23 protein-coding genes are annotated in these 22,996 nt (G+C 65.1%); 13 read left to right on the top strand and 10 right to left on the bottom strand.

Annotated elements, in window-relative coordinates; all coding sequences use genetic code 11:
• Positions 1 to 44: 44 nt before the first annotated feature.
• The 4 genes from QM682_RS09225 to QM682_RS09210 are packed head-to-tail and all read right to left on the bottom strand — an operon-like array spanning position 45 to position 4,474.
• Positions 45 to 1,214 carry a glycosyltransferase gene (locus QM682_RS09225; RefSeq protein ID WP_415128991.1) on the bottom strand — a complete coding sequence of 390 codons (1,170 nt, stop codon included), beginning with the start codon at positions 1,212 to 1,214 and terminating at the stop codon, positions 45 to 47.
• Positions 1,211 to 2,107 carry a glycosyltransferase gene (locus QM682_RS09220; RefSeq protein ID WP_415128989.1) on the bottom strand — a complete coding sequence of 299 codons (897 nt, stop codon included), beginning with the start codon at positions 2,105 to 2,107 and terminating at the stop codon, positions 1,211 to 1,213. The genes QM682_RS09225 and QM682_RS09220 overlap by 4 nt, the downstream gene beginning before the upstream one ends.
• Entirely contained in the window at positions 2,097 to 3,152 is a 1,056-nt protein-coding gene (locus QM682_RS09215; protein WP_415128987.1) for a glycosyltransferase family 2 protein, read from the bottom strand. The genes QM682_RS09220 and QM682_RS09215 overlap by 11 nt, the downstream gene beginning before the upstream one ends.
• Positions 3,149 to 4,474, bottom strand: coding sequence for a lipopolysaccharide biosynthesis protein (locus QM682_RS09210; protein ID WP_415128985.1), 1,326 nt, complete (start codon positions 4,472 to 4,474; stop codon positions 3,149 to 3,151). Before QM682_RS09210 ends, QM682_RS09215 begins: the two co-directional genes overlap by 4 nt.
• Positions 4,475 to 4,545: 71 nt before the next feature.
• Between QM682_RS09210 and QM682_RS09205 the strand changes: the two genes are divergently transcribed.
• Positions 4,546 to 4,794: a hypothetical protein gene (locus tag QM682_RS09205; RefSeq protein WP_415128983.1), complete on the top strand. Its 249-nt coding sequence runs from the start codon at positions 4,546 to 4,548 to the stop codon at positions 4,792 to 4,794.
• Here the strand turns inward: QM682_RS09205 and QM682_RS09200 are convergent.
• On the bottom strand, positions 4,745 to 5,458 hold the full coding sequence (locus tag QM682_RS09200) for a sugar transferase (RefSeq protein WP_415128981.1): 714 nt from the start codon (positions 5,456 to 5,458) through the stop codon (positions 4,745 to 4,747). The genes QM682_RS09205 and QM682_RS09200 overlap by 50 nt on opposite strands.
• A 512-nt stretch (positions 5,459 to 5,970) precedes the next feature.
• On the opposite strand from QM682_RS09200, the gene QM682_RS09195 reads away from it, so the two are divergent.
• From QM682_RS09195 to QM682_RS09175, 5 genes are read left to right on the top strand one after another with little or no spacing between them, the layout of a single operon-like run.
• Positions 5,971 to 6,648: a PIG-L deacetylase family protein gene (locus QM682_RS09195; RefSeq protein WP_415128979.1), complete on the top strand. Its 678-nt coding sequence runs from the start codon at positions 5,971 to 5,973 to the stop codon at positions 6,646 to 6,648.
• A gap of 16 nt (positions 6,649 to 6,664) precedes the next feature.
• Positions 6,665 to 7,540 carry a sulfotransferase family protein gene (locus QM682_RS09190; protein ID WP_415128977.1) on the top strand — a complete coding sequence of 292 codons (876 nt, stop codon included), beginning with the start codon at positions 6,665 to 6,667 and terminating at the stop codon, positions 7,538 to 7,540.
• Positions 7,528 to 8,838, top strand: coding sequence for an O-antigen ligase family protein (locus QM682_RS09185; RefSeq protein ID WP_415128975.1), 1,311 nt, complete (start codon positions 7,528 to 7,530; stop codon positions 8,836 to 8,838). The genes QM682_RS09190 and QM682_RS09185 overlap by 13 nt, the downstream gene beginning before the upstream one ends.
• A gap of 4 nt (positions 8,839 to 8,842) precedes the next feature.
• On the top strand, positions 8,843 to 9,709 hold the full coding sequence (locus QM682_RS09180; RefSeq protein ID WP_415128973.1) for a sulfotransferase family 2 domain-containing protein: 867 nt from the start codon (positions 8,843 to 8,845) through the stop codon (positions 9,707 to 9,709).
• Complete coding sequence (locus QM682_RS09175; protein WP_415128971.1) at positions 9,706 to 11,895, top strand: GumC family protein; 2,190 nt, start codon at positions 9,706 to 9,708, stop codon at positions 11,893 to 11,895. Before QM682_RS09180 ends, QM682_RS09175 begins: the two co-directional genes overlap by 4 nt.
• A 70-nt stretch (positions 11,896 to 11,965) precedes the next feature.
• Here the strand turns inward: QM682_RS09175 and QM682_RS09170 are convergent, their stop codons facing one another.
• Positions 11,966 to 12,934, bottom strand: coding sequence for an FCD domain-containing protein (locus QM682_RS09170; RefSeq protein WP_415128969.1), 969 nt, complete (start codon positions 12,932 to 12,934; stop codon positions 11,966 to 11,968).
• A gap of 10 nt (positions 12,935 to 12,944) precedes the next feature.
• Here QM682_RS09170 and QM682_RS09165 point away from each other — a divergent pair, with 10 nt between their 5' ends.
• From QM682_RS09165 to QM682_RS09135, 7 genes are all read left to right on the top strand, one after another.
• Positions 12,945 to 13,169, top strand: a complete 225-nt coding sequence (locus QM682_RS09165) for a hypothetical protein (protein ID WP_415128967.1) — start codon at positions 12,945 to 12,947, stop codon at positions 13,167 to 13,169.
• Positions 13,170 to 13,318: 149 nt separating this feature from the next.
• Complete coding sequence (locus tag QM682_RS09160) at positions 13,319 to 14,014, top strand: FadR/GntR family transcriptional regulator (RefSeq protein WP_415128965.1); 696 nt, start codon at positions 13,319 to 13,321, stop codon at positions 14,012 to 14,014.
• A 40-nt stretch (positions 14,015 to 14,054) separates the two neighbouring features.
• A complete protein-coding gene (locus tag QM682_RS09155; RefSeq protein ID WP_415128963.1) occupies positions 14,055 to 15,026 on the top strand; it encodes a sialic acid TRAP transporter substrate-binding protein SiaP in 972 nt (323 codons plus the stop codon).
• 60 nt (positions 15,027 to 15,086) lie between these two features.
• The gene (locus QM682_RS09150) at positions 15,087 to 15,659 is read left to right on the top strand and encodes a TRAP transporter small permease (RefSeq protein WP_415128961.1); all 573 of its coding nucleotides are present in this window, start codon (positions 15,087 to 15,089) and stop codon (positions 15,657 to 15,659) included.
• A 3-nt stretch (positions 15,660 to 15,662) separates the two neighbouring features.
• Positions 15,663 to 17,069: a TRAP transporter large permease gene (locus QM682_RS09145; RefSeq protein WP_415128959.1), complete on the top strand. Its 1,407-nt coding sequence runs from the start codon at positions 15,663 to 15,665 to the stop codon at positions 17,067 to 17,069.
• Between the two features lie 78 nt (positions 17,070 to 17,147).
• On the top strand, positions 17,148 to 18,260 hold the full coding sequence (locus tag QM682_RS09140; protein WP_415128957.1) for a mannitol dehydrogenase family protein: 1,113 nt from the start codon (positions 17,148 to 17,150) through the stop codon (positions 18,258 to 18,260).
• A complete protein-coding gene (locus QM682_RS09135) occupies positions 18,257 to 19,267 on the top strand; it encodes a zinc-binding alcohol dehydrogenase family protein (RefSeq protein ID WP_415128955.1) in 1,011 nt (336 codons plus the stop codon). Before QM682_RS09140 ends, QM682_RS09135 begins: the two co-directional genes overlap by 4 nt.
• Positions 19,268 to 19,442: 175 nt before the next feature.
• Here the strand turns inward: QM682_RS09135 and QM682_RS09130 are convergent, their stop codons facing one another.
• The 4 genes from QM682_RS09130 to QM682_RS09115 all read right to left on the bottom strand — a co-directional run bounded on the left by QM682_RS09130 (position 19,443) and on the right by QM682_RS09115 (position 22,788).
• Positions 19,443 to 20,282 carry an alpha/beta hydrolase gene (locus tag QM682_RS09130; protein WP_415128953.1) on the bottom strand — a complete coding sequence of 280 codons (840 nt, stop codon included), beginning with the start codon at positions 20,280 to 20,282 and terminating at the stop codon, positions 19,443 to 19,445.
• Positions 20,279 to 21,334 (bottom strand): class I SAM-dependent methyltransferase, encoded by a 1,056-nt coding sequence (locus QM682_RS09125; protein ID WP_415128951.1) that lies wholly within the window; start codon positions 21,332 to 21,334, stop codon positions 20,279 to 20,281. Before QM682_RS09125 ends, QM682_RS09130 begins: the two co-directional genes overlap by 4 nt.
• A gap of 9 nt (positions 21,335 to 21,343) precedes the next feature.
• Positions 21,344 to 21,568, bottom strand: coding sequence for a hypothetical protein (locus QM682_RS09120; RefSeq protein ID WP_415128949.1), 225 nt, complete (start codon positions 21,566 to 21,568; stop codon positions 21,344 to 21,346).
• A 512-nt stretch (positions 21,569 to 22,080) separates the two neighbouring features.
• On the bottom strand, positions 22,081 to 22,788 hold the full coding sequence (locus QM682_RS09115; protein WP_415128944.1) for a GntR family transcriptional regulator: 708 nt from the start codon (positions 22,786 to 22,788) through the stop codon (positions 22,081 to 22,083).
• Positions 22,789 to 22,996 lie beyond the last annotated feature (208 nt).

The raw sequence follows: 22,996 nt of genomic DNA, 5'->3' as shown, positions 1-22,996 counted from the left end.
CCTGTCGCCCCCTGACTAGCGCCCCGAAGGCGGCGCGGCAAGCGTCAGGCGCGGCGCAGGGCCGGGGTCAGCATGGGCAAAAGCTCGGCCGGGGATTGCACGAATGCGGCGGCCGGGCGGGCAAGCAGATCCTCGCGCATCTGGGCCAGTCGCGGGGGGTCCAGATCCGACAGCAGCGCCGCCAGTTCCGCCGGATCGGGCGCCTCGACGGTCCAGCCCAGCCCGTCCTGGGCGATGCGCTTGCCGGTCTGGGTCTGGGCCAGCGCCACCTGCGGGCAGCCGCACCAGCTTGCCTCGTAGATGCGGTTCGGCAGCAGCCAGTCGCTGTTCGTGCCGCGCTGCCACATGTCCTGTGCCCAGACCAGATCGCAGCCGGCATAGGCTTGCGGCAGGCCCTGCGGATAGGGATAGGGGCCGGTCCATTCGGCATTCGGATGCCGGGCCAGCGCGCCGTGGAAATCGTCCAGCGCATGTTCGTGCAGCGCGCCCGAGAAGCGCAGCCGCAGCCGGTCGCCCATCAGTTCGGCGGTGCGGAACAGCAGATCGACCGAGGCGCGGCAGCGGATCGAGCCGACAAGCCCGATGGTGATCGGCCCATCGGGGCGCGCCGAGGCCACGGGCCGCTGCATCCCCAGCGCGGGGTCCAGCCAAAGCTTGTTCTCGACCAGCGCGACCGGGCCGCGATAGTTCTGCACGGGGCGGAAATAATTCTCGGTGAAGCCGGGCGAACTGACGACCACCAGCGCCGCGCGGGAAAGCACCCGCCGTTCGGCCAGGCGCATGACCTGGCCCTTGCGGCCCGGCGCGGTCATCAGGTCGTGGATGTCCAGGCATTCATAGACCAGCGGCGGCTGCCTGCGCCCGGCGCGAAGGCTGGCGAGCCGGCGCGCGGCCAGGGCGATCAGCGCCAGGTCCAGATTGCGCGCGACGATCAGATCGGCCTGGGCCAGATCGCGCCAGCACGCCAGCGCCCGGCGCACGGCCTGGCCCAGCCCCAGGGCACGGCCCTTGATGTCCTGATGCCGCACCAGCCCCAGATCGACATTCCTCCATTCCGGGGCGAAATCCGGGCTGCCCTCGCGCCGTTGGCAGAACGAGATCACCTCGCAGCCCAAGGCCCGCAGCGCCCGGATGCGCCGGATCTGCGAGGCTTCGGCCACGTCGAAGCCGAAAACCGCGACCTTCAGGCCGCGCGCGGGCAGATCCTGCATCATGCGCCGTCTTGCCCGTAAAGCTGGGCCTGGGGCCGGCGGGTGGTGATCTCGGTCACGACGCCGCGATGCAATTGCCCGCGCAGATACCAGAAATTGCGCTTGGTTTCGTCATCGGCATGGCGCTTTTCCTGAAGCCGGCAATAGGCCGCCTTGGCCGCCGCCCCGGCCAAAAGCGCCATGCGTTGCACCGGCGTCCGCGCGGTGACGACATGGGTCTGGCCCATGCGGAAGCGGCGCGCCGCCAGCCATTCCAGGGTCTGGCGATTCGCGGGCACCGCCTCGCTGACGCGGGCCTTGGGGGCGGCGACGGTGCGCATGCCCATGCGCTGAAGGCGCAGGAAGAACTCGGTATCCTCGCCGCCGGTCTTGCCGCGCGCCAGGTCATAGCGTTCGCCGTGCCAGGGCGTGCCCTTCCAGCGCATGATGGCATTGCCGCTGTTGGCGGTCGGCACCGTCTCGCGCTCGGGATAGCTGGAGTGATAGTCCAGCGTGCGCACCCAGTCGGGCGTCTCGGGCGGATAATCGGCGATGACCTTGCCGATGGCGGCCTGCGCGCCGGCGGCTTGGGCGGCGGCCAGCATCTCGGCCAGCCAGTCGGGCTCGACGATCTCGTCGTCGTCCAGGCCCGCGACCCATTCGGCATCCTCGGCCGCGTCCAGGCAGGCATTGCGCGCGATCGAGATGTTGCGCGCGGGCGCATGGACATAGATCAGCGGAAAAGGCAGCAGGGCCGCCGCCGCCTCGACCGCCTCGCGGCCGCTGGGGGTATCGTCGTTGTCGGCGATGATCAGGCGCAGGTCCAGCCCTTCCAGGCGGCGCATCCGGCCGATGGCCTCGATGGCTTCGCCGACCTGCGGGCGGCGAAAGGTGCACATGACGATATCAACGCGCATGGCGCAGGCTCCTGTATCTGTAAAGTCCTTGAAGGAATCCGAAGCCCCAGGGCAGGTGCATCGCCGCCAGAGCCGGCCCGGACCACAGCCCGCAAAGGCTGCGGTGACGCAGGGCCATGGCGACCGAGGCACCCGCCAGCAGCGCCAGGTAAAGCCCCGGCCAGACCAGGCCCAGAGCAGTCAGCCCGGCGCTGCCCGAGAGCCAGCCCAGCAATGCAAGGACCAGGCCCAGGGCCAGCAGGATCAGGTTGATCGCCGGCGCGATCTGGCGCAGCCGGGGCCGCATGCCGTGCTTGCTGACCGTGCGCGCCCGGCCGCGACCATAGGCCAGGTATTGCCGCCCCAGCCGGGACAGCCGGTCGCGCATCCAATAGTCCAGCCGCAATTCGGCCGCCAGCCAGATCCGGCCTCCGGCCTGGCGAAGGCGATGGTCCAGCTCGGCATCCTCGTTATGGCTGAATTCGGGATCATAGCCGCCGACGCGGCGGAACCAGTCCAGATCCATCGCGGCATGATGGCCGTGATCGACCTCGGCCGAGGCGCGCCCGCCACGATGGGCAGAGCCGCCCGAGCCGACCTTCGTGTCCACGATCCAGGCCGCCGCTTTCTGAAAGCAGCTCTTCCCCTGCGAATCCATCGGGACCACGACCGAGGCCGTGCCCTTTTGCACCAGCAGATCGGCGGCGGTCATGGCATAGCCGGGGGGATATAGCGCATGGGCATCGGCGCGCAGCAGCACGCGGTGCCCAGGCCCCGCGCATTCGGCGACGGCCCGGTTGATGCCCGCGGATTGCAGGCGCCGGGGATTGTCGATCAGGCGGATATTGGGAAATTCGCCGGCCAGATCCGTGACGATCAGGCGCGTGCGGTCGCGGCTGCCGCCATCGGCCACGACCAGCGTGGCCTGGGCCAACCGCGCATCCCCCGCCAGAAGCGAGCGCAGGCAGGGTTCAATCGCGGTTTCCTCGTTCAGGGCGGGAACGACGATCAGCACTTCCTCGCCCTGGACCTGCGGGGGGGTCTCGATCTGCGGCATGACGGTCATGTGGCCATCGGCGCGCGGGGGCCAGGCGCGAGGTGGCGCAGGCAGGACAGGCTGCCCGCGAAGCCCAGGCGGTTGCGGCATTGGATCATCATCACCGTCTGCTGGACAACCTGGGCGATCACGGTCCCCGCGGCCGCGCCGGTCACGCCGTAAAGCCAGCCAAGACCCGTGATCGCGCCGATGCAGGCGATGGCGCCCAGCAGGTTGCCGACGAAATCCGCGCGCCCGAACCCACCCGATGACAGCAGCATCGAGGACGGCCCGCAGACGATCAGCACCGCCGGGATCAGCAGCATGATCAGCAGCGCGTTATCGGCGGCGCGGTATTCCGGGCCGAACCAGCCCAGGGCCATCTGGCCGATGCAAAGCACCAGGGCGGCGCCCAGCACCCAGCCGGCGACCTTGATCGCCATCGCCGCCGCCAGAAGCTTGTCGCGGCGCTGCGGCTGGTTGGCGGCCATGGCCTGGGCGATGCGCGGGCTGAAGGCCACGTCCACCGCCGAGATGCCGAAATTGATGAAATTGATGATCGAGAAGGCGACGGCGAAAAGGCTGGTCTCGGCCCCGGTCAGCACCAGGCCGGTGGTGGCGATCAGAATCGCCTTGCGATATTCGGTCATCACCAGGCCCGGCGTCAGCCACAGCCCCAGCCCGGTCCAGCGAAGCCGGTCGCCGGCGGGTTCGCGATGTTCTTTCAGAAAGGCGAAGTCCCTGCGCAGAAGCAGGTTCTGGATGATGACCGTCAGCCCCTCGGACAGGGCGAACAGCAGCACCACATGCCAGGGCAGCAGCGGGATACCGGCCAGGTAGGCCAGTCCCAGCCCGGCGGTCAGCACCACCGGCCCGGTCAGCATGCGCGGCAGCATCCCCTTGCGCATCACCCCCAGCGCCGTCGCGTGGCGCGAGGACAGCCGGGCCAGCGCCACCAGCACCACCGCTATCGCTATCGAGGCGATGGTCGCGGGCGTCTCGGGCATCCGCACGCCCAGAAGATAGGCCGCCAGCGCGACCGAGGCCAGCGCGGGCAGGGTCAGCAGCATGATGTTGCGGTTGAACCGGATATACGAGGCCGCCTCGGCATGCCGTTCGTGTTGGCGCGCCGGCACGATGACCGTGACCGACGCCGATTCGACGTTCAGCGTCACCAGAATAGACAGGATCTGTGCCACGGATATCGCCTGAATCGCGATCCCCGCGGCCTCGGGTTGCAGCAGCCTGACCAGCAGCAGGGTCCAGGCCAGGGCAAGGAAGTTCGCGCCGATCCGCGTGATGATCAGCAGAATCGAGTCGATCAACCCGGCGGCGTTCTCACGGCGTGACATGGATTGACCCAAAAGCTCCATCTGGGATTGAAATATTCCGTCTGGAATACATCATAAAGGCATGCTTAAATATGAGTATCATGGTGGGCATTCTTATCATAGGCATCGTCCTCGGCTTGATTGCCACGCTTTTCGGCGCGGCAATCCTGGGCTTCGGCTGGGTCGCGGTGATCATCGGCATCCTGACCGCGAACCTTGTCGCGGCTGTGGTCTTCCTGATCAAGGGCAATAGCTGGGTCGCCTTGCGGCGAAAGCCCGGGTTCGATCCGCTTACTTCCCGGTCGCTCCCACCACAACCATCACGGTCCGCGCAAGAATAGCGATATCCTGCGGCAGGGAATGGGTCTGGGCATAGTGCCGATCCATCCGCACCCGCTCTTCGTAAGAGATGTTGTTGCGCCCGCTGACCTGCCAGGGTCCGGTCAGGCCGGGACGCACGGACATATAGGCGGCCGAGGATTCGGCATATTTCTCATGCAGTTCCTTGGCGGTGACGGGGCGGGGGCCGACCAGGCTCATGTCGCCGCGAATCACGTTCCAAAGCTGCGGCAGCTCGTCCAGGCTGGTCTTGCGCAGGATATTACCCAGCCGGGTGATCCGGGGGTCGTTGTCCAGCTTGCGATGCTGTTCCCACTCGGCGCGGGCGGCCGGGTCGCGCTCAAGCAACTCCTTCAGGCGCCGGTCGGCATCCATGACCATGGTGCGGAACTTGAGGCAGTGGAAACTGCGTCCATTTTTACCGATCCGCTCATGCCCAAAAATCATGCTGCCGCCCTGGAAGCGGACGATGAGGGCGACCGCCAGGATCAGGGGCAGAAAGATGGTGCCGATTGCAAGGGCACCGCTGATGTCAATGATTCGCTTGCCGAAGCTGGCGTAGGCGCCGCGCGCGGCATGGCTTTGGCTATGATAAAGAGGCCGCTCGCTGGCATGCGCGTTAGCCTTGAGGGTGTCGGAAGACACGGAGACACGTTCCTGGAACATTTACCAACCACTGTTATCTGGGCCTGTGAAGCAGGCTAGGCCCTAGAGGAAAAAACAGAACTCATGCTTGAAACTTGATGTTGGCACGCGTTCTGTCAACGTGGATTTGGGTCATCGGCAGAAAGTTGCTGCACCTGCGAAACGATCCCTAAACCGATCTGTTCGGACGCAGCCATAGAGCGAACCAGTTGTCGCGCACGTTTCGGAAAACCATTTCATTCTATTTTCAACCGCGCTGAAAAATCTAAAATTTTATCTATAAGTGCGGCGAATCGCTATGCGGCATCGCATCCCAAAGTTGCGAGACTATCTTTTTAGGTATGAGCGAAATGTTGCCTATGCAAAAAACGACGCCACAAGGCTCTGCCTATTTTTTGCCCGTCGTTACCTGTCGTTTGAGATAGTATGAGGCAATTTACTGAAATTTTACGTCGACAAGCCCGCGTGCGTCTATAAAACTGTAACCTACTAGGCGCAGTTCCGCCGATCAGTTTTTTAAGAGTAAGCAAGGTATGGTTATTCAGCAAGCCAACTCCGACACTTCACGGACGGCATTGACCGTCTTCGCGCATCCCGACGATGCAGAGATTGCCTGCTTCGGATTCCTGTCAAAGTTGCGCCGTGAAGGCTGGCGCGTGGCGATGGTTGTAGTCACGCGCGGCGAGAACGGCGCCGATGTCGCCTCGTGGGATCGCATGAACGAGGCGCGCCGCGCCGCAGAAAGTATCGGGGCCGAACTGGTCTTTGGTGATTTCTCGGACGGCTATGTTCAGACCTCCGGCGATCTGGTGCGCTGGATCGAGGGGTTGTTGCAGGAATGGCGTCCCGAGGTCGTGCTGACGCATTTCACCGGCGAAAGCCGCACCGCGCATCAGGACCATGTCGCGGTCGAGGCGGCGGTGCAGATCGCGGTGCGCCGCGCGACCTGGCGCCCCATGCTTCTGCTGGCCGAGGGCGTCGATCACGACATGACCTTCCGGCCGAACTGGTTCGTCGATGTGACCCAGGATTATGAAACCAAGGTCCGCGCGATCGAGATGCACGAATCCCAGTCGTGCAAGTATTACATGAAGCGTGAGCATGTGGATGTGCGCGCCCGACGCTGGGACATCAACTTTCCCCGCCCTGCCGGGGCCGAATATGCGCCAAGATACTGGGAAGCCTATTTCCTGGTGCAGCATGTGATGTAGTCTGGGGGATCCCGTGATGCACATTGAAACCAGGATCGGCGAGAACGGCTCTCCGGTCGTGGGTCGCGCGCTTGTCGATTTCATCGTGATCGGGACCATGCGGGCGGGCACGACGCTGCTGCACGACATCCTGTCGACCCATCCGCAGATCTCGATGGCCCGGATGAAAGAGACGGATTACTTCATCCCCGAGAAGAATCACGGTCGCGGTTCCGACTGGTATCTGGGCCAGTTCGACGTCGGCCGCCCCCTCCGTGGCGAGATCAGCCCCAACTATGCCAAGGTCATGGATTTTCCCGGCGTGGCCCGGCGCATCCATGCCGAATGCCCGCAGGTGCGTCTGGTCTATGTCCTGCGCGATCCGGTCAAGCGCGCCATGTCGCAATACGAGCATTCCTGGAACATGGGCGAGGTAAGCGAGACCCCGGCGCAGATGGCGGGACAGCACGAATATCTCAGCATCATGGATACCAGCCATTATGCGCGGCAGTTGCGTGCCTATCACGAGGTGTTCCGCCCCGAGCAGATCCTGGTGGTCTGCTTCGAGGATTTCATAGCTCGGCCGCAGCAGGTGCTGGACCGGATCCTGGCCCATATCGGTGCCGGGCCGATGGCCGTGCCGCAGATGCAGAAGCACAATGGCAACAGCGAATTGTCGCGCGTGCCCCGGCCCTTGCTGAAGCTCAGCCACGGCCCGCTGCGCCCGCTGCTGACGGCGCTGATGGGGCCGAGGCTGCGCGGCATGCTGCGCAGCCTGCTGGCACGCGGCCCCAAGCGCGAATCGCCGCGCTTCCCGGTCGCGCTTCAGCAGCGGATGCGCGACGAGCTTCGCGAGGATATTGCCGAATTGCGGCGCATGACCGGGCAGGAGTTCGGCCAATGGTCGCTGTGACCGCCTCGCCGATGATACTGCCCGCCGGGTTCCGGGTTCCGGGCGTCGGCCAAAGGGTCTATTGGCTGGCCTATGACTGGGCGCTGATCTGCCTGACGATCCTGGCGATGTCGGAACTGTTTAGCCGCTGGCATATGGGTTCCATCGCCTGGCTGGCCGTCTACAGCATGTTCATGGCCCGCGTAGCGATGATATGGCGCAGCTATTACGTCATGGTCACGCGCAACTGGCAGCTTCTGCTTTATCCTGCGGTCTGCCTTGCCTCGGTGGTCTGGTCGGGCAGCCGCAGCACCAGCCTGGTCTCGGGCGTGCAGGTCACGATGACGATGCTGATCGCGATCTATCTGGGCTGGCGCTTCACCCCCCGCCAGGTGGTGCTGGTGCTGTGGGGCTTGCTGTCGGCGGTGTCCTTCATGTCCGTCGCGAACTGGTTGACCGGCGCCTTGCAGCCCGTTTACGCGGATTCCGGCGGCCTGCTGGGGCTTTACACCAACAAGAACCTGCTCGGGCATTTCTCGCATGTCGCGGTGCTGCTGTCGGTGACGGTCCTGCTGATGCGCCCGGACCAGGTTCGGACCTGGCTGCGCTGGCTGACTCCGGCCAGCTTCGTCTTCGGGGCGATCTGCGTGGTTCTGTCGCAGTCGATGACGGCGATGCTGCTGATGCCTTGCTATATCGTGCTGCTGCTGCTGCTGAACCGCCAGCGGCTGCATCCGGCGCTGCGTTACGGAGGGATCGCGCTGGGGGTGCTGGGCCTGGGCCTGGGGCCGCTGCTTCTGTCCATCGCCGGGATCGACCCCTTGGGTGAATTCTTCCGTGCCACCGGCAAAAGTTCGACACTGACCGGCCGGACCGAGCTTTGGTCCATCGCCGCGCATGTGGCCGCGCAAGCGCCGCTGATCGGCTTCGGCTATGGCGGCTTCTGGCAGATGCCGCAATATGCGGCCGAGCATTACGGCGTCCTGCGCGCGGGGGCGACCGTGCCCTCGTTTCACAATTTCATGGCCGATATCATGGTCGGAACCGGCCTGATCGGGCTTAGCGCGATGTTCGTCCTGATCGGGACCGCGCTGCGCCGGGGATACCGCTATTACCGCGTCTCGGGGTCTGCCCTGTCGGTAAGCTGTTTCCTGCTGCTTGTCCTGGCGGTGAACGTCAGCCTGGTCGAGCCGTTTTTGTTCCGCCAGCACGAATTCATGTTGACCTGCATGGCAATTCTGGCCACCAGCATTGCCGCACATGCCCCGCCGTTTATCCATTATCCCTCGCGCCAAGGACGCGGGGGCGAAGGTGAGTAAAGATATGACAAAGTTACCGTCCTTTTCCAAGTTCAAACGCCGCTCGCGGCTTTATCTCGGGCGCACGCTGCGCACAGCGGGGGGGCTGCGCAAGCCCTGCGTCTTCATGCATGTGCCGAAATGCGGCGGCACCTCGGTCAGCGAGGCGCTTTATGCGACGGTTCCCCTGCATCGCGAGATCGGGATCATCGACTCGCCCTCGTTACGCTCGGCCATGGCGATCCAGAACACCGGCCGCGATGATGACAGCTATCACGACGAAGGCCCGAATGCCGAGGCGATCAGCCGCGTGCGCGAGACGCTTCTGCTGATGCATATGAGCCACCAGGCCCGGCTGGTGCATGGGCATTTCCTGTTCTCGGAATGCGCCTGGCAGCATTTCGGCGAGAAGTATTCCTATGTCACCATCCTGCGCGACCCGTTGGCGCGGACGATCTCGAACTATCGCATGGATCTGCGCACCAAGACCTTCCATGGCGATTTCGACGAATATCTGGCCAGCGATCACGGTCGCCGTCAGGCGCTGCACAAGCTGCGCTATTTCAGCGGCATGGCCACGGTCACGCCCGAGCAGGAGGCCGAGGCGATGATCCTGGCCAAACGCAACATGTCGCGCTTTGCCCTGATCGGCTTTCTTGAGGATCTTGACGGCTTCGCACGCGATTTCGCGCGGCTCTTCGGTGTCAAGCCGTGGATTCCGCATTACAACAGTGCTGGAAAGGACAAACCCTTCCATATGACCGACGAGCAGCGCCATAAGCTGGAGGTGCTTTGCGCGCCGGATATCGAACTGTTTGCCCACGCCCATGCTGCCGCCACGAACAAGGTGCCAAGCATGCTGCAACCCGGACCCAAGGAGATGGCCGCATGATACAGAATGACCGTCAGTGGCGCCGTCTGCCCGAGGCGCAACGCGAAATCGTCATTCCCGAGGTCGATCTGGCTTCGACGCTGCGCGCGATCGGCGGCGGGTTTCGCAGGCAGTGGAAATTGATCGGCGGCATGATGCTGGCCATGGCGCTGCTGGCGCTGGCCTATGTGATGACCGCGACGCCCGAATATACGGCGCGTGCCGCCCTGGTGGTGGACCCGCGCATCTCGAACTCGCTCACGCCGGTCGAGGCGCAGACGGCGATGATCTCGGACGCGCTGGTCGTGGACAGCGAGATCAAGATCCTGGAATCGCGCGACGTGACCACCCGTGTCGCCCGCGAACTGGGCCTGTTCGACCAGCCGCCCGAGGATAATGCCAGCCTGCTGCGCAAGGCGATCCGGGGCGTGAAGGCTGTGCTGGGCATGGGCGGTCTGCCCAAGGGCCTGGATGCCGACGCCACCCGCGCCGCCACCGAAGAGGCGATCCGCCGCGACATGATGGAGAATTTCGACATCTCGCGCGATGGCGGCACCTATGCGATCGATGTAAGCTATACCTCGAAGGATCCGGTCTTTGCCGCCCGTGCCGCCAATGTCCTGGTCGACCAGTATTTCCTTGCCGCCAGCGACTCGGCCAACGCCGATACCCGCCGTATCCATGGCTGGCTTGAGCAGCGGGTCCGCGTCCTGGGCCAAGAGGTCAAGACAGCCGATGCCGCCGTCGCGAATTACCGCCAGGCGAACGATCTTTACAAGATGAACCTGGGGGTGCTGCCCTCGCAGGCCGAGCTTTCGAACGCCAATGACCTGCTGATCCGGCTGCGCCAGGATCTGATCACCGCCCATAGCACGCAAGAGAAGATCCGCAGCGTCATCGCCTCGGGTCAGGTCGGCGGGCTTCTGGACGGCACGCTGGGCGGCGACATCGCCAGCCCCGCGATGAAGGATTTCCAGACCCGCTATGCCAGCCTCGTCTCGGAAGAGCAGGATCTTGTCTCGCGCTGGGGGGCGCGCAGCGATACGGTCGCGCGCAACCGGGCCGAGCAGCAGCGCCTGCGCGACGTGATGATGCAGGAGGCCGGCCAGATGGTCGAGCGGCTGGACACCCAGCAAGCCGCCATCCGTCGCCAGATCGTCGCGACCGAAGCCCAGGTGGGCGACCTGCGCGGCCTCGCCAATGCCGACGCGCAGAAATCGATCCAACTGGACGAATTGCAGCGCGAGGCCGACGCCAAGCGCAGCCTCTATCAGTCGATGCTGGGCGAGCTTGCCACCGCGGCGCAGCGCGAAAGCTTCCAGCGCGCGCCGGCCCGCGTCATCGCCCAGGCCGTGCCGCCCGATGAGGCATCTTCGCCCAAGATCACGCGCACGCTGATCCTGGCGCTGTTCGGCGGCCTGGTGCTTGGCTGCGGCATCGCCTTCCTGCGCGAGGTGATGGACAATCGCCTGCTGCGCATCAGCGATCTGCGCGACGGGCTGGGCCTGCGCTATCTGGGGCTTCTGCCCGGCGTTCGCTCGTCCTATGTGGTCAAGCCCAGCGGGCTTCTGGTGTCGCCGCAATCCGATGCCGTGCGCCGCGTGCTGCGCGGCCTGGTCGCCGATCTGCAACAGCGCCGCCCCGATTACGGCGCGTTGATCGCCGGCATCGCCTCGTGCCACCGGGGCGAGGGGCGGGCGCAGACGGCGGGCTGGCTCGCCTCGGAAATGGCGGCGCATGACGCGCGCGTGGCGCTGATCTCGATCGCGCCGGAACATGCGCGGCTGTTCAACGGCCAGCCCGGTCATTACAGCCTGACCGCTCTGGGCCAGATCGACCCGGCGCAGGCGGCCAGCCGCATCGCGGGCCTGGCCCAGCCGGGCCGCCCCGCCGTGGTCTCGATGGCCGAGGGGGTGAATGCCGACCTGCTGGTGCCGGGCCAATATCGCGCGCTGTCGGCGATCCTGACCGGATTGCGCGACAAGGTGGATCATGTGGTCTTTGTCCTGCCCACCCTGTCCGACGCCTCGGAGGCCGAGATTGCGGCCAACCTTATCGACACCGCCGTTCTGGCGCTGCGCTGGGGGCAGGACCAGGCGCCCGAGCTTGCGACGACGCTGAGCGGCAGCCGCGTGCTGCGCCCGCTGCTGATGGGCGGGTTGTTCACGGCACCCTCGGCGCGCGGCTTCGCGCGCTACAACGGCTGAGCCTGGGAATAGGTGACCGATGATGGGGCCGCCCCTTGGGGCGGTCCTTTGCGTATCGGAGCGCGGGGCGTCAAAGCGGCTCCATCCAGGACAGCGGCTCGGGCGGGGGCATGTCCCGCACCGCCTCGATCCGCAGCATGGCCCGGCGCCGCGAGATGCGCAGGTGCGCGACCAACGCCGCCTTGGCCGAGGCCAGATCCCCCTTCCGCAGATACCGCAAGATTTCCAGATGCTCGGCCAGGAATGGTTCGGTCCCAAACAGGTTCAGCGTCACCTGATACAGGTAGTGATGCGCGACCAGCAACGATTGCGGCAGGCTGATCGCCCGCATCAAGGCGTCATGGCCGGAATGGGACAACAATTCGACATGCAGCCGGTGCTCCAGCCGGTCCAGCAGCGTGCCGTCGGGATGGGCGTCGCGCGCCATCGCGGCCTCAAGCTCGGCCTGCATCCGCTCCAGCAGGCCGAGCGGCAGGCGGGGCACGGCCTTCTCCATCGCCACCGGCTCTAGAAGCCAGCGCAGCTCGTAAAGCTCATCCAGGCTCTGCTGTGTCAGCGCGGGGACAAGCCAGCGGCTGCTGTCATCCTTGCGGATGATCCCGCGCTGCTGAAGCCGGGCGATCACGTCGCGCGCGACGGTTCGGCTGGTGCCGCAATGGCGTGCCAGCGCGGCCTCGTTCAACCGCCATGTGCCGATCGAGGCGCGGGCGACGATCGCAAGCTCGATCTGGGGATAAAGTATTTCCCAACTACTGCGTGGCGTCAGGGGCGTGTCCCTGGGGGCGGGGGCGCGTTCGGCACCGGGCCCCCGGACCAGATAGCGGCCTTCCGCGTCGCGGATGACAAGGCCGCGCAAGGCTAGATCGTCCAGCGTCAGCCTGGCCGGGGCGCGGCTGATGCCAAAGCGCCGTGCCAGCCCCGCCTGGGTCAGTCGGCTGCCGCCCGGCATGGTGCCCGAGGCGATCTCGGCCGCAAGGGCTTCGGCCGCCTGGCGATAGAGCCGGGGCGCGAGATGGGGCTTTTGCGGCGCGTCGGTCATGGGGCGTCCTTTGGCCCAGGATGCCAAAGCCCAGGGCCGAAAGCAATTACCGGGCTGGGGTCATAATGTCTTGTGTATGCAGATGGCACACAAGCGAAGTAAGGATGCATGGTGGCCGGGATACGGGCTTGCCCGCCGGATCTGGATCGCTTTTGCCGATATGCTGGCCCCCTTGGCGCCGGAGGACCGCGAATGGCAGGTGGCCGCCCGCTTCGGATTGACGAAACTGGCCTGACCGCATCCATCTGGCATACCAGAAAAATATTGACTCGACAGCGGGCCTGCTCATATCGTGCGAATTGGTCAAACCAGTTTAGCGCGACCGATCAAGCCGGGCCTTCGGGCCCCGCATCGCGGGGAGGCGGTGCGACAGGGAGGGGCGGGATGAACATCGACGCAAGGCCCCGCCGGCAATACCGGCTGGTGGCCGACCAGATCCTTGCGTTGGCCAGCGGACATGGCCTTGGTCCTGGCGACCGCCTGCCGTCCGAGCGGGATCTTTCCGATGCGCTTGGCGTGTCGCGTCCATCCCTGCGCGAGGCGCTGATCGCGCTTGAGGTCGAGGGCCGGGTCGAGATCCGCATGGGCTCGGGCGTCTATCTGGTCGAATCCGCAACTCCAGCGCCTGGCCGGTCCGAAGGCGAGGGACCGATGGAGATCCTTCAGGCCCGCGCCATCGTCGAAAGCGCCATCGCCGAAGAGGCCGCGCGGCAGGCAAGCCCCATGCTGGTCGCGGCGCTGGACGCCAACCTGCACCAGATGGGCCTGGCCCTGAACGACACGCCGCGCGCCATCGCGCTGGACGGGGCGTTTCACCAAACCGTGGCTGCCAGTCTCGGCAATGCGCTGCTGACGAATTTCACCGTGGCGATCTATGAAAAGCGGCTTTCGCCCCTGTTCGCGCGGTTTTCCAGCCATTTCGAGGGGCCTCGAAGCTGGCGTCTGGCCTTGGCCGAGCATGGCGCGATCCGCGACGCCATCGCCCTGTCCGATCCCGGCGCCGCGCGCGAGGCGATGCGCCACCACCTGAACGAATCCGCCAGGAGATATACCGAGAGCCTTTTGGCCGATCAGTCCTGATACCGAATGCCAATGAACCGACGCTGATGGGAGGAGAAGCATGAAGTTCACGATCAAGACCCTGCTGGGGGCCGCCGCGCTGATGGCCAGCGCCGCCGTCGCCCAGGCGCAGACCAGCCTGAAATGGGCGCATGTCTATGAGACATCCGAGCCTTTCCACACCGAATCCGTCTGGGCGGCCGAAGAGATCGGCAAGCGCACCGAAGGCCGCTACAAGGTCGATGTGTTCCCCGCCTCGCAATTGGGCAAAGAGGCCGATCTGAACCAGGGCCTGAAGCTTGGGACCGTGGATATCATCATCTCGGGCTCCAGCTTCGCCTCGCGCGATTTCAAGCCGATCGGCGTGACCTATTATCCCTATATGTTCCGCGATCCGTCGCATCTGCTGGCCTATACCAAAAGCGATGTCTTCAAGCGCCTGGCCGACGGCTATGAGAAGGCTTCGGGCAACCATATCACCGCCGTGACCTATTATGGCACGCGCCACACCACCGCGAACAAGGAAATCAAGACCTGCGCCGATCTGAACGGCGTCAAGATGCGGGTGCCGGACGTGCCGGCCTATCTGGCGATGCCGCGCGCCTGCGGGGCGAACACGACCCCCATCGCCTTCGCCGAGGTTTATCTGGCGCTTCAGAACGGCACCGTGGACGCGCAGGAAAACCCGCTGACCACCATCGAGGCGAAGAAGTTCTACGAGGTGCAGAAGAACATCGCGCTGACCGGCCATATCGTCGATCACCTGAACACGGTCGTCTCGAAAAGGCTGTGGGCCAGCCTTTCGGACGAGGACAAGAAGATCTTTTCCGACGTGATGCTGGAAGCCGCCGAACGCGCCACCAAGATCGTCGAGGAGCGCGAGGCCGCGTTGGTCGAGAAGTTCAAGGGCGATGGCGTCAACGTGACCGAAGTGGACAAGCCCAGCTTCGAGGCCGCCGTGCTGGAAAAGCAGCCGGCGACCTCGCTGGGCTATGAGCAGGCCGATTACGACGCCATCCGCGCCGTCCAGTAACCCCCTGGCCCGGCGCCGCCCATGCGCGCCGGGCATTTTTCCCGCATTCGGAGCAATCCCATGGCCGATCAAGACCACACGCCCCTGAGCGTGGAGGAAATGGCGCATGCCTTCGAGGAAGAAGTCGGGCCGGTCGATCTGTCCCCCTATGCCATCGAGGACTGGGTGACCCTGGCCGTCTTCTGGGGCATGGCGCTGTGCATCTTCCTGCAATTCTTTACCCGTTATGCCCTGAACAACAGCCTGGCCTGGACCGAGGAGATCGCGGCGAACTGCCTGGTCGTCGTCGTCTTCCTGGGCGCGGTCATGTGCGTGCGCATGTGCCGCCATATCGTCGTGGATCTGCTTTACAACTTCCTGGCCCGCCCGGTGCGGCGTGGGCTGGAGGTGACGGTGGACGTGATCAGCGTGGGCTTCTTCGGCTACATGTCCTGGCTGCTGTGGCGCTATATCGATGTGGTCGGCGGAGAACGCATGGTCACCGTCGATCTGCCGCGCGGCATCGTCTTCTATACCGTCTTCGTCGCCTTTCTGCTGATGCTGCTGCGCAGTGTGCAGAACCTCGTCAAGGACATGACCAATGACCGGACCTGCCGCGAGAAGGCTGCGGATCTGGGCGAGAGCGGAGTCTGAACCATGCTTCTTCTGATCGGATCCTTTCTGCTGCTGATGGTCATCGGATTGCCCGTTGCCGTCTCGATGGCGGTGGCCTCGCTGGCCTATCTGCTGACCTATGACGTTGCGCCCGACATCATCGCGGCGCAGCGCATGATCGCCGGGGTCGAAAGCTTTCCCCTGATCGCCGTGCCGTTCTTCATCCTGGCGGGCAACCTGATGAATATCGCGGGCGTCACCGGCCGCATCTATCACTTCGCCCTGTCGCTGGTCGGCTGGATGAAGGGGGGGCTGGCGCAGGTCAATATCATCGGCTCGGTGGTGTTTTCCGGCATGTCCGGGACCGCTCTGGCCGACGCCGCCGGCATCGGCACCATCGAGATCAAGGCGATGAAGGATCACGGCTATCCGGTCGAGGCCGCCGTGGGTGTCACCGCCGCCTCGGCCACGCTGGGACCGATCTTTCCGCCCTCGTTGCCCTTCGTCATCTACGGGATGATGGCCAATGCCTCGATCGGGGCGCTGTTCATGGCCGGCATCCTGCCCGGCATCGTGATGACGCTGCTGATGATGGCGACGGTCTATGTCTTTGCCCGCGCCAAGGGCTGGGGCTCGGACACGCCCTTCGATCTGAAGGAACTGATGGCGGCCACGCTTGAGGTGGTGATCGTGCTGTCCTTTCCGCTGGCGGTCTATGGGCTGACGCTGCTGGGGCTGTCCACGAACCTGGCCGTGCTGATCGGGCTGGCGGCGCTGATCGCGCTGGACTGGTATTTCGACTGGCATGCGGTGATGGCGCTGATGGCGCCGGTGCTGCTGATCGGGGGCATGACCATGGGTTGGTTCACACCGACCGAGGCCGCCGTCGCGGCCGTGCTGTGGTCGCTGTTCCTGGGCCTGGTGCGCTATCGCACCATGACTTTCCGCAGCCTGGCCAAGGCCAGTTTCGACACGATCGAAACAACGGCCTCGGTGCTGTTCATCGTGACCGCGGCATCGGTCTTTGCCTGGCTGCTGACGGTCAGTCAGGCGGCGCAGCTTTTCGCCGATGCGATGTTCACGTTGACCGACAACTGGTGGACCTTCCTGATCATCGTGAACATCATCCTGCTGATCGTGGGGGCGTTTCTGGATACCATCGCCGCGATTTCGATCCTGGTGCCGATCCTGATGCCGGTGGCGGCGCGCTATGGCGTCGATCCGGTGCACCTGGGCCTGATCGTCACGCTGAACCTGATGATCGGCCTGTTGACGCCGCCGGTGGGGATGGTGCTTTTCGTGCTGGCCCGGATCTCACGAATGTCGGTCGAACGGACGGCACTGGCCATCCTGCCCTGGATGATCCCGCTTTTCGCGGCGCTTTTGCTGATCACCTTCATTCCCGCGATCAGCCTGTGGTTGCCGACCCAGCTTGGGCTGATCCGCTGAACGTCGCCGGGGCGGCACCGCCATCCGCCCCGGTTCTGCATCGGTCCGCGACAGGGGCCTGAAATCCAGGAAAACAGTATGATCCTGCAATTCGGCACCAGCCGCTTTCTGCAAGCCCATGTGGACCTGTTCCTGCACGAAGCGCGCGAAGCGGGCCAGGATGTCCCGCCGGTAATGGTGATCCAGGGCTCGGGTCCGGGTTCGGGCGGGGCCGCCCGCGCGGGTCGCGTCGCGGCATTCGGTGCGCCCCAGGGTTATCCCGTGATCATCCGGGGCCTTCAGGATGGCCGCCCCGTCGAGCGTCGCGTCCAGGTCAAAAGCGTGGCCGGCGGCCTGTCCGTCGCCACCGACTGGCCCCGGATCCTGCGTTTTTTCATCCATGAGGCGCGCTTTGTCGTCTCGAACACCGGCGATGCCGGCTATGCGCCGCACCCTGCCGATGCCGGGCGCGGGCTAGGGGCGCAGGCGCCGCTATCAAGCTTTCCGGCCCGGCTGGCACAGCTTTTGCGGGCGCGTTTCGCGGCCGGCGGCGCGGGGCTGGTGATCCTGCCCTGCGAACTGGTTCAGGGCAACGGCCCGGTGCTGCGCGGCCTCGTGCGCGGGATAGCCCAGGCCGAGGGCGGCGCGCCCGAATTCCTGGACTGGCTGGACCGCGAGGTGATCTTTGCCAATACGCTGGTCGACCGCATCGTCTCCGAACCGATCGAGCCGGTCGGCGCCGTGGCCGAACCCTATGCGCTTTGGGCGGTCGAGCGGGTGCCGGGCCTGGTCATGCCCTGCACCCATCCCGCGATCCAGCTTGCCGACAGCATCGAACCGCATGAGCGGCTGAAGCTGCATATCCTGAACCTGGGCCACAGCTATCTGGCGCAGCTTTGGCTGGACGGCGTCCGCCCCACGCAGGAAACCGTGCGCCAGATCCTGGCCGATCCGGCGATCCGCGCCCGGCTGGATGCGCTTTACGCCGACGAGGTGCTGCCGGGCTTTGCCGCGCGCGGCCTTGGCGATCAGGCGCGCGCCTATGTCGATGCGACCATGGCGCGCTTCCTGAACCCCTTCCTGGCGCATAGGATCTCCGATATTTCGGACAATCACGCGCTGAAGGTCCGGCGCCGCATGCGGGCTTTCCTGGATTGGGCCGGAACGCCCGCTCCGGTTCTGGCCGCGATCATCAAAAGGAACGCCGCATGAAGGCGCTGATCTGCAACCGGCCCGGCCAATTGGCCCTGATCGACCGGCCTGAACCCGCGCGCGCCCCGGACGAGGTGCTGGTCCGCATCCGCCATGTCGGCATCTGCGGCACGGACTTTCACATCTTCGGCGGCAAGCATCCGTTTCTGGAATATCCCCGCGTGATGGGCCACGAACTTTCCGGCATTGTCCAGGCCGCGCCCCCGGACAGCGGATTGAAGCCCGGCGATCCGGTCTATGTGGTGCCCTATCTTTCTTGCGGGCAATGCCATGCCTGCGGCCTGGGCCTGACGAATGCCTGCTGCAATATCCAGGTGCTGGGCGTGCATCGCGACGGCGGCATGGCCGAACTGATCTCGGTTCCGGCGCGCAATCTCGTGCCGACTGGTGGGATCGCGCTTGATGATGCCGCCATGATCGAGTTCCTGGCCATCGGCGCGCATGGCGTCAAACGCGGCCAGATCGCGGCGCGCGACCGCGTGCTGATCACCGGGGCGGGTCCGATAGGCATGTCCGCCGCGATCTTCGCCCGCGCGCGCGGCGCCGAGGTGACGGTCATGGACATGCGCCGCGACCGGCTGGACTTCGCCCGCGACAGCCTGGGCGCCGCCGCCGTGCTGCTTGCCGATGGCGATGCCGAGGCAGAGGCCGCGCGCCTGACCGGCGGCGCCTTCTTCGACGTGGTGATCGACGCCACCGGCGCCGCCGCCCCCATCGAGCGGGGGTTCGGCTTTCTCGCCCATGGCGCGCGCTATGTGCTTTTGTCGGTGGTGCGTCAGGAGATCCGTTTTTCGGACCCCGAATTCCACAAGCGCGAGGCCACGCTGATCGCCAGTCGCAACGCCCAGCCCGACGATTTCGCCGAGGTGGTCGCCCGGATGCGGGCGGGGCAGGTGCCGACCCGTGCCCTGAACACCCATCGCGGCCCGCTGACGGATGGGGTCGCGCTGTTCCAGGACTGGTCGCGTCCCGAAGCGGGGGTGATCAAGGCCATTCTGGATCTGTAAGGGGTGTGCCCCTTTGGCGCGCTGCGTGGTCGCGGATCCAGGGTTTCACGTCGTGATTCGCGCGCGGGTTTGGGGCGTCCTTCCAGATTCTGCCGATTGCTTTGGGCCATGGCCCAAAGCGATGCGCCTACAGTTGCGGCGGGCCCCCTAAAGCGGGATCGGTAATCCCGAAAGGCTATGCCGGCAGCGCAGCCCCATCCAGGAACGGGCCATAGGCGGCGGCCGCCAGCGCCGCTCCCTCGTCGGTTTCCGGGTCGCCGCAGATCTCGATGCGCGCGCCTTGCACCAGGCCGGCGATTTCCTCGACATAGCGCATCAGCGGGTCCGAGGGGTTGGACGAGATCAGCACCGGCACCTTCACAAGCGGCAGCCGGTCGCGCTTGGGATAGCGGGCGACGGCCGAATAGGACAGGTGATAGCTGTCCAGCGCCTTCAGCACCTCGACGACGAATTCGTGCAGCCGCTCGGCCGAGGGCATGTCGATATCGCGCCGGGTTTCGGCCCGGCGGTCATACCAGGGCGCGAACAGGAACTGATCGCGGCAATAATGCCAGGCCCAGTTGAATTGGCTACCCATCATGTCGGGCCTGACCGCGGGCGAGTTGCTGGCGATCTGCGTCTTTTGCCGTTCGGGCGACCACAGGCCCATATTGTCGATGATCAGGTGCCGGGCGCGGTCGGGGCGCTGGATCGCGGCCTCCAGCGCGATGCTGGCGCCGGTATGGCTGCCGAACAGGTCGCATTCCCCGATACCAAGCGCGTCCAGCGCCTGCCACGTCGCGGCGGCGAAATCCGCGATCTCGGGGCTGCCGGGCAGGGCGGTGGAATCGCCGTTGCCGCGCGTATCCAGCGCGATGGTGCGCCGGCTTTCGCCCATGGCCCGGACCAGCGGGGCCAGCATCAGCCCCGATCCCGGCGAGGGGTGCAGCAGGATCAGCGGGCGGGGGGCGCCCCGGCCGGATTCGCGATAATGCACCTGCCCGCCGGGCACGTCGGCAAAGCCCCTGCGGATCATTTGACGGCCTTGATGATGGTCCAGGGCAGGCGCCAGGCCTCGCCCTTGGGGCTGTCGTCCTCGGCGAAATCGGCGGTCCCGAAGCTGCGAAAGCCGATGACCCTGCAATCGCCCTCCAGGTCCATCTTGGCCAGCGTATGCATGAAAGGCTCGGCATTGCGGTCGGAATGGCCGTGATACAGATCGGTCAGGAAGGCGTCGTCCGGCGGCAGGAAATCCAGATGCACCATGACCCCGCCCGGCGCCAGCAGGCGATAGGCTTCGGCGAACATTTTCAGGATCGCCTCGGGCGGCATTTCATGCAGCAGCATGGTCGAGGTCACCACGTCGAAGCCGCCATCGGGCAGCGGAATATCGGCACCGTCCGCCTGGATATAGCGGGTGCGGGCGCCCGCCTCGTCGGCCTCGGCCAGATGGGCCGAAAGACGCACGCAGGATGCCGACAGGTCGATGCCTACCGCCTCGACATCCGCGCCCAGCCTGGCAAAGGCCAGGGTGCTGCGCCCGAAGCCGCAACCGATGTCCAGCACGCGCTTGGGAAGGGTGCCGCCAAGCGCCGCCCCGGCGAAACGGTCGTGAATTCCAGCCTTGCCGACCACGCCCGCCGCCGCGCCCGCTCCCTCGCGATAGACCACCGCCGCGATGCTGTCGCCATGGACGCCGCCCGGATGCTGGTGAAAGTCGTTCTCAAGATAGTAATCCGGCTTCACCATGGCGGGGCTCTCGGTCAGCCGGCCCTGCGGCAGTGGCTGGTCCAGTTCCCGCTCAAGCCGTTCGCGGTGCTTCTCCACGGCGGCGACGATGCCCCGGCGCGTGGTGTATTTCATGTTTTGCAGGTTGTATTCGAACCAGGCGAAGAACTGATGCGTCGGCAGAGCGCGCAGCCTGGCGTGGAATTCTGGCCCCTTCTCAAGGGTCTTCGCCTGGTCGCGCAGGTGGCGATACAGCGGCCCGGCCCAAAGCTTGCGCATCTGGCCGATGAAGCGTTGATAGGCTGCGGTCTCAAGGTCGTGTTCGACCGTGGCGATCCGGTTCATCTTATGAACGCTCATGGCGTCACCTCACATCTGGGGCAGGGGCTGGGCGAGATGCCCGAAGATTTCGGCCACGAAACATTCCGCTGCGGGGCCTGGCTCCGGGGTTGCCATGCCCTGTGCCTTTTCAAGCTGCGCGACGCGCTCGCGCAGGACCGAGACCTCGGCGGCCAGGGCGACAAGGCTGGTAAAGACGCGCTCGGTCATTTCGTCGGCAAAGAAACCCGGCTTTGGGGCAGGCACGGTGGTCATGGTGGAACTCCTGTGAGGGAAGTGGATATCCGTCGGCCTTTCCGACAGGGCCGGCAAGAGTGGCGGGCCCTATGGCGCGGGGCTGCGTGAGGTTGGCAAAAGCGGTCATGGTTCATCGCACCACATTCGGCGCCAGAAAGGCTGGCCCTGGATTCTACTGCCTTAAAGCCCCCGCGCTCATGTGACAGGGCCCGGACATCTAAAGCAAGGCCAGCCAATCGCGCGCGGCAATAAATGTCAACACTTTTGTGTAATCTAGAGATCTTTAAGGGGGTAATACAAATATATACCAAATATTTCACGTTTTCAGATAAAACTGTGAACAGTATTTCTGTGACTTCGGCGCAAGGACAGGTCCGGACCGGCCTGGGAGGAACGCTCTGCGCAGGCGGTGCATCAGCGGTGCAGGCCGATTTATACCGCGCCGCATATTGGAGCGCCGTCAGCGTTCGGGTGCCGCCGATCCTGACCGGCGGACCGAGGCAGGGGGACCGGCGGCGGCGCGGGGAACGTCATGCCTGGCTGTCATGATGCCTGTCCTTTGCCGCGCCGGGCGCCTTGCCGTCCGAAGCGGGCACCTGAGCAAGGACATGGCGGCCGGCGCGCTCGACATGCGAGCGCATCAGCGACTCGGCCAATGCCGCATCGCGGTTCTTGACGGCGCGCAGAATCTGCCAGTGTTCGGTGAATGCATGCTCCTTGCGCTCGGGAACGGCGCCCGAGATGCGACGATAGATGCGCAGCAGGTGGTAAAGATCGCCGCAAAGACTGTCGATGATGCGGCTGTTGCCGCTGCCTCGCACGATTGCCTCGTGGAAGTCCAGCTTGGCGGCCGAAGGGGGCGGGGTGATCGAATGGCTCTGCTCCAGCCGGGCGATCAGCACGTCGATTTCCGCATCCGACATGCGGCCGGTCGCCAGCCTGCAAGCATAGCCCTCCAACGCCTCCCGCATCTGGAAAAGTTCAAGGATCGCCTGGGACGACAATGAAATGACACGGGCGCGCATGAACGCCTCGCGCGAGACGAGTTGGATGCCTTGCAGGCGCCGGATTGCCTCGCGCACCGGCCCACGGCTGACACCGAAGCGCGTGGCCAGTGCCGACTCGTTGACGACCATCCCCGGCTCAAGCTCGCAGCTGTGGATCAGGTCGAGGATCTTGCCGAAGATCTCGTCGCCAAGGGTTTCAGGGCGTTTGTCGGTGATATCTGTGTCGGTCAATTGTATGGTTCCACCCTTGGGCAATGCGCAAATGTATCAACAGCTTCTTTGGTTGGACATATCATTGCCTTCGCTCCGCATCGATCTCCAGAACCAATATAGGCATGGTTTGTCGAAATGATCGGACTCCTTGCGGTCTTCGGCGTCTTGGCAGGCCTGGCTTTTGGCTACATGCCTGCCGCCAATGCCGCGCGCCTGGACCCGGTCG

The organism is Paracoccus sp. (in: a-proteobacteria) (assembly GCF_047605025.1).
In the GTDB taxonomy this organism is placed as follows: Bacteria; Pseudomonadota; Alphaproteobacteria; order Rhodobacterales; family Rhodobacteraceae; genus Paracoccus.
This window is presented reverse-complemented; position numbering and strand designations above follow the sequence as displayed.

Excerpts from the sequence above, each read along its gene's own strand:
- QM682_RS09120 (WP_415128949.1), bottom strand. The coding sequence starts at position 21,568 with ATGACCACCGTGCCTGCCCCAAAGCCGGGTTTCTTTGCCGACGAAATG.
- QM682_RS09215 (WP_415128987.1), bottom strand. The coding sequence starts at position 3,152 with ATGACCGTCATGCCGCAGATCGAGACCCCCCCGCAGGTCCAGGGCGAG.
- QM682_RS09195 (WP_415128979.1), top strand. The coding sequence starts at position 5,971 with ATGGTTATTCAGCAAGCCAACTCCGACACTTCACGGACGGCATTGACC.
- QM682_RS09175 (WP_415128971.1), top strand. The coding sequence starts at position 9,706 with ATGATACAGAATGACCGTCAGTGGCGCCGTCTGCCCGAGGCGCAACGC.
- QM682_RS09205 (WP_415128983.1), top strand. The coding sequence starts at position 4,546 with ATGAGTATCATGGTGGGCATTCTTATCATAGGCATCGTCCTCGGCTTG.
- QM682_RS09135 (WP_415128955.1), top strand. The coding sequence starts at position 18,257 with ATGAAGGCGCTGATCTGCAACCGGCCCGGCCAATTGGCCCTGATCGAC.
- QM682_RS09130 (WP_415128953.1), bottom strand. The coding sequence starts at position 20,282 with ATGATCCGCAGGGGCTTTGCCGACGTGCCCGGCGGGCAGGTGCATTAT.
- QM682_RS09145 (WP_415128959.1), top strand. The coding sequence starts at position 15,663 with ATGCTTCTTCTGATCGGATCCTTTCTGCTGCTGATGGTCATCGGATTG.
- QM682_RS09200 (WP_415128981.1), bottom strand. The coding sequence starts at position 5,458 with ATGTTCCAGGAACGTGTCTCCGTGTCTTCCGACACCCTCAAGGCTAAC.
- QM682_RS09155 (WP_415128963.1), top strand. The coding sequence starts at position 14,055 with ATGAAGTTCACGATCAAGACCCTGCTGGGGGCCGCCGCGCTGATGGCC.
- QM682_RS09190 (WP_415128977.1), top strand. The coding sequence starts at position 6,665 with ATGCACATTGAAACCAGGATCGGCGAGAACGGCTCTCCGGTCGTGGGT.
- QM682_RS09150 (WP_415128961.1), top strand. The coding sequence starts at position 15,087 with ATGGCCGATCAAGACCACACGCCCCTGAGCGTGGAGGAAATGGCGCAT.
- QM682_RS09140 (WP_415128957.1), top strand. The coding sequence starts at position 17,148 with ATGATCCTGCAATTCGGCACCAGCCGCTTTCTGCAAGCCCATGTGGAC.
- QM682_RS09160 (WP_415128965.1), top strand. The coding sequence starts at position 13,319 with ATGAACATCGACGCAAGGCCCCGCCGGCAATACCGGCTGGTGGCCGAC.
- QM682_RS09170 (WP_415128969.1), bottom strand. The coding sequence starts at position 12,934 with ATGACCGACGCGCCGCAAAAGCCCCATCTCGCGCCCCGGCTCTATCGC.
- QM682_RS09210 (WP_415128985.1), bottom strand. The coding sequence starts at position 4,474 with ATGTCACGCCGTGAGAACGCCGCCGGGTTGATCGACTCGATTCTGCTG.
- QM682_RS09220 (WP_415128989.1), bottom strand. The coding sequence starts at position 2,107 with ATGCGCGTTGATATCGTCATGTGCACCTTTCGCCGCCCGCAGGTCGGC.
- QM682_RS09185 (WP_415128975.1), top strand. The coding sequence starts at position 7,528 with ATGGTCGCTGTGACCGCCTCGCCGATGATACTGCCCGCCGGGTTCCGG.
- QM682_RS09180 (WP_415128973.1), top strand. The coding sequence starts at position 8,843 with ATGACAAAGTTACCGTCCTTTTCCAAGTTCAAACGCCGCTCGCGGCTT.
- QM682_RS09125 (WP_415128951.1), bottom strand. The coding sequence starts at position 21,334 with ATGAGCGTTCATAAGATGAACCGGATCGCCACGGTCGAACACGACCTT.
- QM682_RS09225 (WP_415128991.1), bottom strand. The coding sequence starts at position 1,214 with ATGATGCAGGATCTGCCCGCGCGCGGCCTGAAGGTCGCGGTTTTCGGC.